At 38.9% G+C, this 14,061-nt stretch carries 12 protein-coding genes; all 12 read right to left on the bottom strand.

Going from position 1 to position 14,061, the window contains the following annotated elements; translation table 11 throughout:
• Positions 1 to 29 precede the first annotated feature (29 nt).
• On the bottom strand, positions 30 to 323 hold the full coding sequence (locus tag QVP94_RS17145) for a hypothetical protein (protein WP_229099613.1): 294 nt from the start codon (positions 321 to 323) through the stop codon (positions 30 to 32).
• 491 nt (positions 324 to 814) lie between these two features.
• Complete coding sequence (locus tag QVP94_RS17140) at positions 815 to 2,899, bottom strand: ADP-ribosylglycohydrolase family protein (RefSeq protein WP_022193082.1); 2,085 nt, start codon at positions 2,897 to 2,899, stop codon at positions 815 to 817.
• 253 nt (positions 2,900 to 3,152) lie between these two features.
• Positions 3,153 to 3,716, bottom strand: coding sequence for a hypothetical protein (locus tag QVP94_RS19365; protein WP_022193081.1), 564 nt, complete (start codon positions 3,714 to 3,716; stop codon positions 3,153 to 3,155).
• A gap of 510 nt (positions 3,717 to 4,226) precedes the next feature.
• The gene (locus tag QVP94_RS17135) at positions 4,227 to 5,174 is read right to left on the bottom strand and encodes a hypothetical protein (RefSeq protein WP_128865751.1); all 948 of its coding nucleotides are present in this window, start codon (positions 5,172 to 5,174) and stop codon (positions 4,227 to 4,229) included.
• Positions 5,175 to 5,786: 612 nt separating this feature from the next.
• Positions 5,787 to 6,128 carry a HepT-like ribonuclease domain-containing protein gene (locus QVP94_RS17130; RefSeq protein WP_008779412.1) on the bottom strand — a complete coding sequence of 114 codons (342 nt, stop codon included), beginning with the start codon at positions 6,126 to 6,128 and terminating at the stop codon, positions 5,787 to 5,789.
• Positions 6,112 to 6,408: a nucleotidyltransferase family protein gene (locus QVP94_RS17125; RefSeq protein WP_005865085.1), complete on the bottom strand. Its 297-nt coding sequence runs from the start codon at positions 6,406 to 6,408 to the stop codon at positions 6,112 to 6,114. The genes QVP94_RS17130 and QVP94_RS17125 overlap by 17 nt, the downstream gene beginning before the upstream one ends.
• Before the next feature lie 260 nt (positions 6,409 to 6,668).
• A complete protein-coding gene (locus tag QVP94_RS17120) occupies positions 6,669 to 7,685 on the bottom strand; it encodes a hypothetical protein (RefSeq protein ID WP_022193079.1) in 1,017 nt (338 codons plus the stop codon).
• Positions 7,682 to 7,978 (bottom strand): helix-turn-helix transcriptional regulator, encoded by a 297-nt coding sequence (locus tag QVP94_RS17115; RefSeq protein ID WP_009276235.1) that lies wholly within the window; start codon positions 7,976 to 7,978, stop codon positions 7,682 to 7,684. The genes QVP94_RS17120 and QVP94_RS17115 overlap by 4 nt, the downstream gene beginning before the upstream one ends.
• 177 nt (positions 7,979 to 8,155) lie before the next feature.
• Positions 8,156 to 9,016, bottom strand: a complete 861-nt coding sequence (locus QVP94_RS17110) for a hypothetical protein (protein ID WP_022193078.1) — start codon at positions 9,014 to 9,016, stop codon at positions 8,156 to 8,158.
• Positions 9,017 to 9,061: 45 nt separating this feature from the next.
• Positions 9,062 to 10,231: a site-specific integrase gene (locus tag QVP94_RS17105; protein ID WP_009276233.1), complete on the bottom strand. Its 1,170-nt coding sequence runs from the start codon at positions 10,229 to 10,231 to the stop codon at positions 9,062 to 9,064.
• A gap of 314 nt (positions 10,232 to 10,545) precedes the next feature.
• A complete protein-coding gene (gene bglX / locus QVP94_RS17100) occupies positions 10,546 to 12,858 on the bottom strand; it encodes a beta-glucosidase BglX (RefSeq protein ID WP_022193076.1) in 2,313 nt (770 codons plus the stop codon).
• A gap of 206 nt (positions 12,859 to 13,064) precedes the next feature.
• Positions 13,065 to 13,946 (bottom strand): alpha/beta hydrolase, encoded by an 882-nt coding sequence (locus QVP94_RS17095; protein ID WP_005865072.1) that lies wholly within the window; start codon positions 13,944 to 13,946, stop codon positions 13,065 to 13,067.
• Positions 13,947 to 14,061 lie beyond the last annotated feature (115 nt).

The raw sequence follows: 14,061 nt of genomic DNA, 5'->3' as shown, positions 1-14,061 counted from the left end.
CCTCCCCCTAACAATCGAACCCCAGTTATCTACCACGCTCCATATTCTATGCATGCCGTACCCTTCTGGGGATCTATACGCATTGTGAAGAAGGTTCCATCTTCCGAAATCTCATTAAAGTAAAAACTACCATCCTCCGACATGCTCCAATGAGCCGGGGGATTCGTCTTCATCCACCAATAGAATCTCTCCGTTTCACGACCCGGTTCAAACTTAATATCTATCCGATCAATATAGTCCAAAGTGAACGACTTTTTTCCATAGGTGCGATCTATAACCTCGTACGCTGGCAATCCTACACCTACCTTGTATGAGATCTCCATACGGCTCCCATACGGCTTATTGACGATATCTGATACAAACGAGCAAACATATATTAAGCTAATAAGAGAGATAGGGGATAACAGCGCATAAGAACACCTTCTCCAACTCGCCCGCCGCCATTTCCGCTCAATCCACACGTACAAAGGCGGACAACATCCCCATGAGACCCAAGTAGCCAACCAAAGGCAAAAAGACTTAAATGTCCATCGCTCCGGCCTTGCCCAAAATAGAAGGATTATGAAAGCCAGTAACCCACCACCCCAAACTATCACACTAACTAATAAAAAAAACATCATAACGCCTCAAATTAAGAACTACTATTTTACCTTATTCATACTCCTTCTTTATAATTATCATAATCTCGTATCCAATCCAATTCTTTTGCACTCGAAGGTTCTGTATAAAATAGATCTATAACACTTACATTTCTATTTAGGGCAGCTATCCCTTATAATTAAATCACATGGTCATATAAAGTTCCATTTCTTTCCTATGGAGTTGTTGTTCGCATTGCCAACATGATACATTCCCCAACAAGTGCTATTTCCGCTAGTAAATAATGTCGAGTATTGTTCCACATCACACTATGTCCTGCAATTTCCGCCGTACGTAAGAAATTATTACGTACTCTCACGTCATTGAAATATGTTGCTGCCCCCACAGCGAATGCTGTTCCGGATGGACTGAGGTTGAACAGTACCGGGCCTGCATCAATGTCAAATCCCAACCAACACGAATAATCATGATATTCCCGTATACCAGACAATAAACCTGATTGCAAAAAATGGGATTTGAGCCTATGATATTGCTCTCTTGCAAATACTGAATCTATCTGCGTGAGGTATAGACAGTTTAATGCGGAGTACGAGCCTTTCACCGGGGCGGCTTTAAACGGTATGCCATCCTCACTCAAAAATGAGACAAGTAGGCCTGTTTCTTTGTCAAGCCATTCAGATTTAGCCTTTCGTACCCATTTACGTACCGTAGAAATATATTTTCCCTTGTTTAATTTCGAGTAATTATTCAGTGCGACAATCGCAACAAGCATATCAGGGACATATATACATTCGCTTGGATATGTTGGTAAGTTTAGACTTTTACTTCGAAGAAGCCGACGATTCATAGTTCCGCAAAGATCATCAAACAAGTTATTATATTTATCATTTCCTCCGGCCATCTTATACTCGCTTATCATCCACGCAAGATGACTGATATATGAAATATGACTCCTGTCACCATCCAATGTTTCCAGAGGATCCTCGCCCCAACGCTCAGCATCATATTTTCTCAACTCAAAGGAAAGTACCATCTCAATAAGATTATCTATGTTCTCTAGATTCTCTGTTTTTGTTTCGGGATAAAGTTTCGACATATTGAATAAGGCTGCCGCCAGCATTGAACAAGAATACAACGCCCACTCACCTTGAAATTGTGTTCCAATTCCTTCTGGCATTTCACACAACAACGCACGTGGTGAAGTTACTACACGATCGATCAGGAAATCCCGACGTTGAATGAGTTCCCCCTTCTCATCCTCCCATGTACCATTATCAGTACACGACCAGTAAACCCATAATATTTTGACCAATATAAATGCAACCATCACCACTGCGATTTTAATTGATTTGTGTATCAAATCAATATTGTCTCGTATAATATCTACATATTTCTCAGACTCAACCGTTTCACGCTTGGGTTGCAAGCACGAACAGGGTAAACTAATCTTATTTTGCCATTCATTGTCAAGATAATCCTCAAAACGGATGACGACCTTCAACAGATCATCGGATAAACGTTTCTGGCACTCTTTAATAATGTATTCAGGAATTGGATAAACACAAGCCGCTATTGCGCCAGCTATAGCACCTTGCGTATCAGCGTCACCACCGAGTGACACGGCATTTCTTATCGCATCTTCATAACTATCGGCTTCTAAAAATGCGATGATAGCCTCAGGCACGCTACCTTGGCAAGATACATCAAATTCATATCGGGGCCGAATCTCATTCAATGTACGGTTCATGTTATATTCGAACTGATTGGTAACAAAATCTCTTATGTGTACTTTTAATTCGTCTATTTCCCCAGTCCAATGTAGCGCAATGAATATACTTGCAGCTACAGCCTGCGCTCCCTTTATAGCTTCCGGATGATTGTGTGATACTGCGGCTGTTTGTTTCGCTAAGCGCAAGCATTCATCCAAAGTCTTAGCAACAAGACCTACCGCACTAACACGCATAGCGGAACCATTCCCCCATGAGTTATAGGGGGTTGGATCATTACATAACCAATTACAGAAAAGGCCACCGTAGCCAACAGCCGGATAACGGTTGCCAAATTCACACATAGTGTCTACAAGCGTGTATTCTGAGCGGGTGACATCCTCCATTAGCCATCGTGCGATAGCTAATGTCATCACCGTATCGTCTGTAAAACAGGCACCATACGGAAACAACTCGAAGTCTTTGCTCTTGACAGAACGAAACTCATACATCGAACCTATAATATCACCAGCAATCGCTCCATAGATAGTTCTGTAAGTATTTTTCATCATGGCTAACTTCTCTCTATACATAAATTCTTTAACACAAAGATTGCAAAAAAACTCGATTTATCATCGGTAACTTGTTTCATTTTCGACCTACCACCAAGGATCTTGTATGGCGAAAATCATTCCGACTCCAATTATCGAAGTCCCTCCATATCACATATATGCCTTATTCTCTCTAGGATCTATATCCATAAAGAAGTAAATTCCATCATCTAATTCTCATCGAATGGGAAATCACCATCTTCCGATATACTCCAATGAGCCGGGGGATTCGTCTTCATCCTTTGTTGGAACTCTCCGTTTCACAACCCGAATCAAACCTAATGTCAACCTCATCCGTATCCCCATTTCGGCCATGAGAATTTACAATCTTGTATGCTGCCCCTATCCCTACCTTGCTTGAAAGATCTCTTCGGTTATAGAAAGGCTTATTGACGCACTTACATACCAATGAACAGATATATACTAAATAAATAAGAGAGATTAGAGATAACAGCGTATCAATCCCTGTCCAGTCTCTATTAATAGCATTGAGATCTATTATCAGGCTATTAAGGCTATGGATGAAGCGATGCGGATCGAACGTACAGGCATCCACCAAGAAAAGAAAAGAGACTGGGGATAACAGCACAAATAGCATCCTTCTTAGACTAGCCTGCCGCCACTTCCGCTCAATCCACACGTACAATGGTGGAAAACAACACCACGAGACCAAAGAAACCAACCAAAGACAAAAAGACTTAAATGTCCATCGCTCCGGCCTTGTCTTGAATGCAAGGATCATAAAAAACGATAATTCAAAGATAATCAAACTTATACAAGCTAACACCAAAAACACCATAACGCCTCAAATTAGGAACAACTTATTTAATACCATAGTACACACTATCGAATAGAAGATCAAAAACCTCGTTTTTACCATATTCACGACCTTACTCCTTTCTTTTAATTAGTGTTATCTCGTATTCAGACCGTTTCTTTTGCCCTCTAAGGCACGATATAGGACAGATCTATAATACCCTTTATCAGTTGTCACCCCTTATTCACAAGGAATAGGCTTATGTTTCATATCCTCATCGCCAAGCACCACAATAGAAAACGGGGCTGGTGTCCCCGCCGCCGTCTTCCGCACCCACTCGCAGCCTCCTCCTTTGGTGCCGCCCCGATCCACGCCAAATAAAGCCATTCGTACCCCAAATACCCCCTAAAGATCATCCTTGAATATAGTAGGATTCAATTCAACCGGGGATCTCCACTCTATTACTTAATTCCGCCAACGGGTTAAATATATTAGCATTTACACACCGGAACTCTTGCTCAATGTGTAAGCAGTAGGCATTTCTTTATTCTACTATATCTCAAATCCAAGTTTTATATTTATACCCGATGTTGAGCTTTCTTCCATAGGTACATATCCTTGTATGTTTCGTTGGTCTTTTGTCCCTTGCATTGTATATCCTGCAGATAAACTTATACCACGAGACCTTTTTGTTAAAAACCTAAAACCAACAGATGTGTCACTATAGAACCCCGAGATATTATAATCTCTTCCTAGAACAAAAGCATAACCAACCTTTTGAGCTATAAACGGAGAAAAACGTTTTTTCAAAAAGTAACTTCTCATATCCACAAAAAGCGGTAAAGAAATCAAATCATCCGGATTTTCCGCATACGAAGGATACCATACCCAATCTTTCTTTTTAGGTTCCCAATCTTTCTGATAAACCATACCAACACCAACACCTAAAAGAAAATAGTCTTCTTTTACCTGCCCATCTAATATCAAATTACAAGCCGGTCCAGAAATACCACTTACCGAATACGCAAAATCAATATAAAAAATCCTTTTCTTGGTCCTTTTAGGGCGACTTTGAGAGCGATTTCTAGGACGGTAATAATAACGTCTAGCATTACTGGACTCATTCTGGGCTTGGGCCATAGCTATAGCCATAAGCAAATCCAAGTCTGGTGCATTATATTTAGGATAGGTACGAAGAATCTGATTCCCCGCAGCACTAGGATTTTTAGAGGATCCTGCACTATTATAAGATTTATAGCCAGCAATATATCCACGATCATATCCATTTCTCCAACTATTAATGGATTCATGAATTGAAGGTAATGGAGGTATAGGTGGTATTGGCTTGATTGCATTCAAATCATTGTTTTCGAATGCCGCATACATGTATCCATCAACATATCCTTCTCGAAAGCCTTTATCAAAAGGAGTTTGTGAAAAAACATTGACACAAATTAAAAGGAAAGTTGTTAGCATTAACAATCGATAGTTGTTTATCATAATACTACATAAATAATTCCTCCCTGTCCCCTTCGTTCGGTGGTTTCTAAATAAAAGAAGCGTGAGGACTATTGATATTATTATCTCTGAGGCTCTGGACTGCCCATCACACGATAATATACAATAGCCCCACGCTTTATGAGGTATATAGTTCTCCTTTACAGGGTAGTATATAACAACATAAGCGCAGGAGCATCTTGGCTATTATCCCGTGTGATGAAAATGTCCAGTTTCCAGAGATAGGATAATATCTTAACGCTTCTACGTTATTTTCAATACATCGCAAATGTATTACATATAAAACAAAGGGCAAAGAAAATCGTAGAGAATCTTATTTAAAGCTACTCACAAAACATTTCAAGAAAACACATGAGAAATATAGGGGCGGGGTTATATAGCCTAAAACGGGCTTAAAAACGCCTTATACGCCAACATGCACTATCGCATAGCAGAGTTTGCCGAAAAGTACGAGATTGGTAACTTGGTTGATAGTGATCGTATTAAAAATGAGAGAGGCGAAAGATACCACCTCCTCGGAAATATCCCCCACCTCTCTAAATTTATTTGATATCCCCCCCAATAAAGGGTTATTGTCTAAAACAATACATTGAGTTATTTACAGAGCAACCGTTCTATCTTATCCTTAAGCGGAAATAGATCTGTTTGAATGGTTCCCCACACAATCTCATCCCGAATCTGATAATATCCATGCACTAACACATGGCGCATGCCTATGACCTCATTCCATGCGATCTCTTGATGTTCCTCCCGGAATTCCTTTGTAATCAAATAAGCCGCCTCCCCTACAATCTCCAAATTCTTGATGACCGCAAAACGCAATATCTTGTTCCTGGAATACTCCTCAAAAGTCACATCTGTCGTGAACTCAATGACATTATTTATCGCCTCCAGCATATGCCGTAGACGTGTATCGTCTTTAGGCTTCTCTCTCATATACCAATATTTTATCCCGATCTACAGAAGAAACGGCGAAATCCTTCAATTGTCCTTCCTCCACCAAATCAACCTTACGATGCAACAATTGGCTTAGAGCTTCCACCATACCCGCATACTTGAATAATGTAATACGAGCGTGGGAGTCAAAACGAACCAGAATATCAATATCACTATCCTTCGTCTCCTCTCCACGTGAACAGGAACCAAACACCCACGCTTTCTCTATTGGCTGCAAAGAGAAAAAGCCTCTTAGCTTATTAATTATCTGTTGTTTCATCTTTTAGTGATTACCTCACGCAAATATAACGAACATTTTCTAAATTCCGTTTTATCGTGATTCTTTTTTGGGAAATCGTTTACAGAACAATATCCTCTAAAACCAAAAGAAGTGAGAGATACCACCTCCCCGGAAATATCCCCCACCTCTCTAAATTTATTTGACAGATCCCCGACAAGGGTATTATTTCCTACATTTTATTAGGAAAAAATTAAGACTAGATACGTTGCAAGTCTCAAATATGGGCAAAACAATGATATTTAATCAAATCTCTTTAACTTCAAAAATGACCTGAATTTCACATCAAATTCTTCTATCTCTGGCCCAACGTCTTTTCCTTGAGAAGAGAAACAACACTTCTTGATCTTTTCTATAATAGACTTGCAGGCTCTTTGCGCCAATTCTCCATCACGTACACGAGCCTTAAATCCAGACCTCAACGGATCAAATCCATTACGATTAACATAATCACATAAGGCACAATCTTTCAAAATCTTTATCCCATTTATCTTATCAAGCGGTAAAGACTCTTTACTCACCTTGACTTTGGAATAACAAGATAAGAACCGATCCAGCAAATCATTCCAAAAGCTAGGATCATATAACATTGACGCAGTAACCGATCTCCCAAAGCACCTCCTAACTTTCTTTATCCGAAACTCGCATCGAGCTATATTCTTATTATTACTCCCCTGTTCCTTTCCTTTATCGTAAAACGAAAGTTCTTTCTCTGCTGTTTGAAACGTAATTCCTGTAGGATATGAAAGACGCCTAAAATAAGGTAAATCTAACATCCGATTGAAATATTCTATTGGAGACCGCTGTAACTCCAAATCCATTGCTGAATCCATTCTAGTCACAGTGACCTTATCCATAGGGATGTTTAAATCCTCTCCTATCCTCCCAATGGCTTTCCGTACGTCCTCTAAAGGGAAATCGTGCATGTTGGTACCGTAGTAATATTTACATAAGCTACAAGCATTGATTTTTAGAGTATGAGTATTTACATACACATTATACCCCTTATATTTCCCACGTACATAAGGGAGGCCATCATTACCAATACAATCACTTCTATTCATCAAATATGGCGACACTTCCGCTAACAAATCTATTTCTGGAACATCTTTCTGATTAAGAACAAAGTCAACCGTATCATATAACATATGACCATGTACCATATCATGCAACATACTACTATATTCAGTACATGAATCATGTCCTTTCTCACCCCTTGATAGATTGACATAGATTTTAGAAGCTATCTCATCTTTCATACTCTCCCCCTTCCTTTTTTATTCATTACAACATGATTAATGGCGGCTTGCTCTATCTCTTCTACCGAATCAACACGATTTCGTTTAAGCCACTCCTCAATCTCCGAGCGATCAAAATAGACTTGCTTTCCAGATGGTTTGTAATGAGGTATCTGATGACTATATGTAAGCTTGTATATATGACTCTTACTTAAGCCAGTAAGAGTTGCTACATCATCAACAGTTAGTACTGTCTTTGTCGCAAGTAGAGTATTACACTCTATTCTTTTTAAGATATTTTTAATCGAATCCATTTTTTTTGTTTTTAATTATCATATCTTAATGCTGAATGTAGGTAGATTCAGCATATTCACATATTGTCAATATGTACCTACTCAGTATTGACACAACAAAGATCATATTAAAAAACAACTAAAAAGGGTGATAATAAAAAGTATCACCCAAAATCACCTACTATCACCTAAAGAGTGTCACTTCTCTTTTAACCAACATGCAAATTTTTTTTCTATATTTTCAATATCATCTTCCTTACTGACAGCAGTAGTTAAGCTTCTATAGTTCAAAAATTTATCACCATATAAAAATATTTCACTTGCCTTTTTCCACCTATTTCGCTCTGACTTCCAAAACACATCTATAAGAACATGCAATTCCTTCAATGAAACTAACCATTCAATATAAAAGTGCTCAGGCACATTATCGATATTCCCAAATAAATAAAGAAACGTATCTAAACTTGTATTACTATTAATATAATTTTCCTCTTTCAAATGAAGCCAGATAGCTTTTAATTTATCATCGTCATATTTTTTCGTAAACCGACTTTTGCAATTTTCCAAATATCTATCAATCTTCCCCGAAATTAAATCATTAAAATACCGCATGCTTTCTACTATATCTAAATCTAATTTTTTATCGGTTGAATCATCCCATCTGGCAGCCCCCGTTGTAGCATATCCTTCTTCTCTTTCTTTTATATAACCAGTATCAAATGCTATTTTTAATCGTGTGCTTGTTACTTCCATCACTTCCACGATTGCTTTCTTCAATAATAGAGCTCTTTTATATAACAAAGTATTAGCATTCATTCCTCTAACCTTTCTACAAGAGATATCATATTGATATAACAAATCATCAAGAATAAGAGAAATGTATATCCATCTATCTTTTGGTGTCATACCAGATAACAAGATAATAGTTTCCAATTTTCGACCTTCACTATAAATACTTCTCTCTAATTTATTTAGTGTTATTAACTCATTAATAGGATCACCTGATAATGAGTTATTCATGCTTATAATATTTTCAAATGGTCTTTCTTGTATACCCATATCGTATGATTAGTTTAAGATACTTATTATTCTATTTACTAAGGATCAATCAAATACGCCGTCTTGCTTATGAACAGCAGCCTTTTTATTTGCGTCAATAACTTTTGCATAAATTTGAGTTGTACTAATCTTAGTATGTCCTAATAGCTTACTAACTGTTTCTATCGGTACACCTAAACTAAGATTCAATGTTGCTGCTGTATGCCGAGCCACATGGAAAGTGACATTCTTTGTTATACCAGCCAAGGTACACCAATGTTTTAGTTTCCGGTTTGAATTATCATTTTTAGGCAATTTAAAAATTTTCTCATCACCAGAGCCAATTCTTTCCGGTAGCCATTTCAAAGCTTCTTTACTTATAGGAAAGTCCTCACAACGTTTCGTCTTAGTCACACGAATCCGAAGGATAATGGCACCTTCATTATCTTCATACAAATCATTCCAGACCAACTTCTTCACATCACTGTAACGAAGCCCAACTAAACAGCAAAAGATAAAAGCGCATTTCAACATATCATCTTCACATGGTGTATTCATCAACCTCTTTATTTCCTCAATCGTTAAAAATTCCCTTTGCCCATCCTCCGGCTTAGGTTTATCCGTGTTATCTATCTTATCAAGAGGATTAATCGCCATTATATCAGCTTGCATCGCTTTACGAATTACCCAAGCAAATTTTTTGTATAGATTATGTTGAGTATTCTGTGAAAGAACTTCATATTTTGATTTCTTTTCACTATTCTCATAGTTAAAATTCATTGCAGTACGAAGATAAGCAATGAACCCTTTAACAAACTCTGTATTTACCTTTGTAAAGGTGATTTTATCACCAGCATAAGCCTCTAAATGCTTAGCAAGTGAATGAAGCGTATAATAATAACTTCGCTTGTTACCCGATTTTGCTAGTTGTTCATCTGCCAAGTGTAAGACAAATTGAATAAGATTCATCTTTGATCTGGTAGTATTTGTTTTAAAGCCATGTTCGTTATTTTGCAACTCTACGATCCGTTTAGCCTTGATCGCATTAGCTAACTCTAACGTTTTACGGTTCGCTTCCTTATCTGCTTTTGATTTTTCCGGAATAAGATAGAGTTTGAGAAACTCGTACACACGATCACCGTCTTTGTATAGATCCAGGTAGATCGATTCATTCCCGTTAGCCAGTTTCTTTGTACGAATACGTACCGGCTCTTTAACTTTGACTTGCTTTGCCATATCGTTACTTTATTTGTTACCCACCGTAAAGATAAGTAACATTTCCGTTCACGGGTAACAAACGAGTAACAAAAGTAACAAAAAAAAGAGCTAAACAAAGGAAAACACGTTGTTCCTGTTTAGCTCTTATATTACTTATAAAACACTAATATTTAGTATTTTATTTAGCTTTTGCTTTACTCTTATTTTCTTTGATTTTTCGGATAGGTCTTTCAAAACCGGTCATCCCCATGGTTTTGTAATATTTCTTTTGGCAAAGATACATATAATTTCGAATTTAGCAAAGACCCATAACTGATTCCTTCCGATTAGGATTATTTTAATGTAAACGAAGCTGTTTTCACCTCTTTACTATTTCCACCGATCATTACCTGAAACTCACCCGGCTCAGCGACATAATCTAAGGTTGAATCGTAGAATTTCAACATATCCACATCAATATCAAAGGTTACTTTCTTGCTTTCTCCCGCTTTTAACGCAACTCGCTTGAATCCTTTCAATTCTTGGACCGGAGGGGTTATGCTGCGTACGATATCACGTAAATAAAGCTGTACGATTTCCTCTCCATCCTGAGCCCCGGTATTGGTAACAATCACGGATGCTTGAATTTTTCCATTTGCATCCATAGAATTCGTATTCAAAGATACATCGCCATACGTATAAGTCGTATAACTCAAACCGTAACCAAATGGATAAAGAGGCTCATTTAACACATCTATATAATTGGAGACATAACGAGTGTACCAAGCATCAGGAGACATAGGACGTCCTGTCATCTTATGATTGTAATAGATCGGACATTGGCCTGTTACACGAGGAAAAGACATGGTTAACTTCCCCGTCGGAGAAACCTTTCCGGTCAAGACATCGGCAATAGCCGCTCCTGCTTCCGTACCACCGAACCATACGTTCAAGATCGCATTCACCTGCTTTTCCTCGGATTGTAATGCCAAAGGTCTTCCGGTAAAAAGTACCATTACGATCGGCTTTCCTGTCTTTTGGATAGCATCCAGTAATTTTTTCTGCGTTTGCGGCATTTCAAGGATGGCTCTACTAGCGCCTTCTCCACTCATATCTATCGATTCACCCAAAGCAGCGATAATCACATCAGCGCCTTCCGCCACTTTTAGGGCCTCGGCGATTAATTGTTCATCGCTTCTATCATCCCGGGTTGAACGATTTTGATCCGTAAAGTTTGCTTCATAGACGGAATCATCGACTAGATTGCTGCCTTTTGCAAAAACAACCTCTACTCCATTTCCCAAAGATTCCTGTAAATCCTCTACCAATCCATGATAAGATTTAGTCTGCTCATCATATTTCCACGATCCAGCCATATTCGCCTTGCTATCCGCTAAAGGACCGACTACAGCGACCTTACGACATCCTTTAAGTGGAAGCAGATTATTGTCATTTTTAAGTAACACGAAAGACTCCGCCGCAATACGACGGGCCGCGGATACGTTATTTACCGACAAGAACTCTTTGGCGGCTCTTTTCGGATTACAATATTTATATGGATCATGGAACAATCCCAATTGGTATTTTGCGATTAGTATTCTCCGGCAAGCAGAGTCAATCTCAGCCTCTGTTATTTTCCCTTCTTCCAATGATTTCTTTAATACGGCATGATAACAGTCCGCTATCATATCCATATCGACACCCGCCTTTAGCGCCTTGACTCCGACTTCCTGACTATTACCTATTCCATGGTTTACCATCTCCGCTATTGCCGTAAAATCAGACACGACAAAGCCGTTAAATCCCCATTGTTTACGCAACACGTCATTAAGAAGCCAAGTATTTCCGGTCGCGGGGATACTTTCAAATTCGTTGAATGAAGTCATGATACTTCCTACTCCTGCTTCTACAGCAGCCTGATAAGGACGCATGTAATAATTCATGGCAGTCACACGGCTCATATCTACCGTATTATAATCCCGACCAGCCTCGGCCGCTCCATAAAGCGCATAATGCTTTACACATGCCATAAGAGTCGTATCAGCCGATAAATCATTGCCTTGATAACCACGCACCCATGCTTGAGCCATTATACCTCCAAGAAACGGATCCTCGCCCGCTCCTTCCTTTACTCGTCCCCACCGGGCATCATGAGATATATCGACCATCGGGCTATATGTCCAACAGATACCATCAGCACCAACTTCCTTTGCGGAAATTCGAGCGACCTCTTCTATATTCTCCGGTTTCCAACTACACGAAAGACCTAGAGGAATGGGAAAAACAGTTTTATAACCATTACAAATATCAGCACCAACAATTATAGGAATCCCCAACCGACTTTCTTTAACCGCGACTTCTTGTAACTGCCGGATCGCATCGACACCGAATATATTAAATATACCACCAACCTCTCCTCGTACAATACGACTGGCTATCTCACTCTTTTTAGGATTTGGCATTACGTTTCCATAACTAGGAAGATTCAATTGGCCAATTTTCTCATCAACGGTCATTCGACTCATCAGACCATTTATAAATTCATCCGCACTTTTCTGTTCAATCTCAGCTCTTGTGATTCTCTCACTTTTTTCTCTCGCTATCGAACAAACAGGCACTATACATGCCATTGAAATAAATAAAACTGAACTTTTAAGGAATTTCATAACTTAGCTTTTTTACTTCAAAAAAAGCCCGAATAACAGAAAACAGCAATAAACTCACTACTTCAAAGATACGATATGCTATAGAACACGCTTTCCTAGACTACGCTTTTACTACGTTTACCATCAATAATAAACTAGTAATAAATAAATTGCACAATCGATTTTAGAATCTACTCCGCAAGTCTCCAGAAAAGATATCTGGAGTTCTATTCGATTAGACCGATCTCACGAAACCAATCTTCAGCCCGATCCGGCCATTCATTTACAGACGCTCCCGTATCTCGTAACCCGTATCCATGGCCACCTTGACTATATAAATGCATCCATGCCGGAACACCAGCTTCCTTTAAGGCATAATAATAGAAAATACTACTGTTAATATAAGATTTATCATCTTCCGCTTGAATTAACATGGTTGGAGGTGTGGCAGATGAAACCTTTAACTCTGGTGCCAATTGGAAGTTCTCTCCATCTAAATAAGCAGGATAAACCAATAAACAATAATCCGGACGACAACTTACTTTATCCGTAGCATCAATAGCCGGATAAGTACGTTTCAAAAAATTATTGCTAACCATGGCAGCCAAATGGCCACCAGCCGAGAATCCCATCACACCGATCCGCTTTGGATCTATATTCAAGTTCTCAGCGTTCGCTCGAACATAACCAATCGCACGCTGTACATCTTGCAAAGGAGCTTCGTGTTTTTCCAGTCCTTCTCGTCTTGGAACCCGGTATTTAAGTAAGACCGCAGTTATTCCAAGATTATTAAGCCATTCACAGACTTCATCACCTTCCAAATCATAAGCTAAAATATTGTAACCACCACCGGGACAGACAATCATAGCGGCACCCGAGGCCACTTCATCCGGAGCATGATATATAGTAATCGTTGGCTCACTTACATTCGTAATACGCAAAACACTCTCACCACCGGTTTTTCCACCGTCCGTATCAGCTTTCTCTATTAATTTAATAGTTTCTCCCGGCGCCCCTTTTGGGAATAATAAAATCGGATTTTCTTGTGCCATAGACGTATTGATTAAACAAACCCCAATCAATAAAGGGAATATCCACTTCTTAACCATACAACACATTATTAAGTTATAGGGAGCGAATATATACATCTTATTTTATTTATCCAATCAGAATCGAATAAATAAAAACAGAAAAAGGAGTCACCCCTTACGGACTGACTCCTCT

The sequence above is a fragment of the Parabacteroides sp. CAG:2 genome (assembly GCF_000436315.1).
In the GTDB taxonomy this organism is placed as follows: Bacteria; Bacteroidota; Bacteroidia; order Bacteroidales; family Tannerellaceae; genus Parabacteroides; species Parabacteroides distasonis.
The sequence above is the reverse complement of the archived record's forward strand: the minus strand, read 5'-3'. Positions and strand labels throughout refer to the sequence as shown.

What these genes read in the sequence shown, in the direction of transcription:
- QVP94_RS19365 (WP_022193081.1), bottom strand. Translation starts at nt 3,716, where the DNA reads ATGGTGTTTTTGGTGTTAGCTTGTATAAGTTTGATTATCTTTGAATTA.
- QVP94_RS17135 (WP_128865751.1), bottom strand. Translation starts at nt 5,174, where the DNA reads ATGATAAACAACTATCGATTGTTAATGCTAACAACTTTCCTTTTAATT.
- QVP94_RS17110 (WP_022193078.1), bottom strand. Translation starts at nt 9,016, where the DNA reads ATGGGTATACAAGAAAGACCATTTGAAAATATTATAAGCATGAATAAC.
- QVP94_RS17125 (WP_005865085.1), bottom strand. Translation starts at nt 6,408, where the DNA reads ATGAAACAACAGATAATTAATAAGCTAAGAGGCTTTTTCTCTTTGCAG.
- QVP94_RS17105 (WP_009276233.1), bottom strand. Translation starts at nt 10,231, where the DNA reads ATGGCAAAGCAAGTCAAAGTTAAAGAGCCGGTACGTATTCGTACAAAG.
- QVP94_RS17140 (WP_022193082.1), bottom strand. Translation starts at nt 2,899, where the DNA reads ATGTATAGAGAGAAGTTAGCCATGATGAAAAATACTTACAGAACTATC.
- QVP94_RS17115 (WP_009276235.1), bottom strand. Translation starts at nt 7,978, where the DNA reads ATGGATTCGATTAAAAATATCTTAAAAAGAATAGAGTGTAATACTCTA.
- bglX (WP_022193076.1), bottom strand. Translation starts at nt 12,858, where the DNA reads ATGAAATTCCTTAAAAGTTCAGTTTTATTTATTTCAATGGCATGTATA.
- QVP94_RS17095 (WP_005865072.1), bottom strand. Translation starts at nt 13,946, where the DNA reads ATGGTTAAGAAGTGGATATTCCCTTTATTGATTGGGGTTTGTTTAATC.
- QVP94_RS17130 (WP_008779412.1), bottom strand. Translation starts at nt 6,128, where the DNA reads ATGAGAGAGAAGCCTAAAGACGATACACGTCTACGGCATATGCTGGAG.
- QVP94_RS17120 (WP_022193079.1), bottom strand. Translation starts at nt 7,685, where the DNA reads ATGAAAGATGAGATAGCTTCTAAAATCTATGTCAATCTATCAAGGGGT.
- QVP94_RS17145 (WP_229099613.1), bottom strand. Translation starts at nt 323, where the DNA reads ATGGAGATCTCATACAAGGTAGGTGTAGGATTGCCAGCGTACGAGGTT.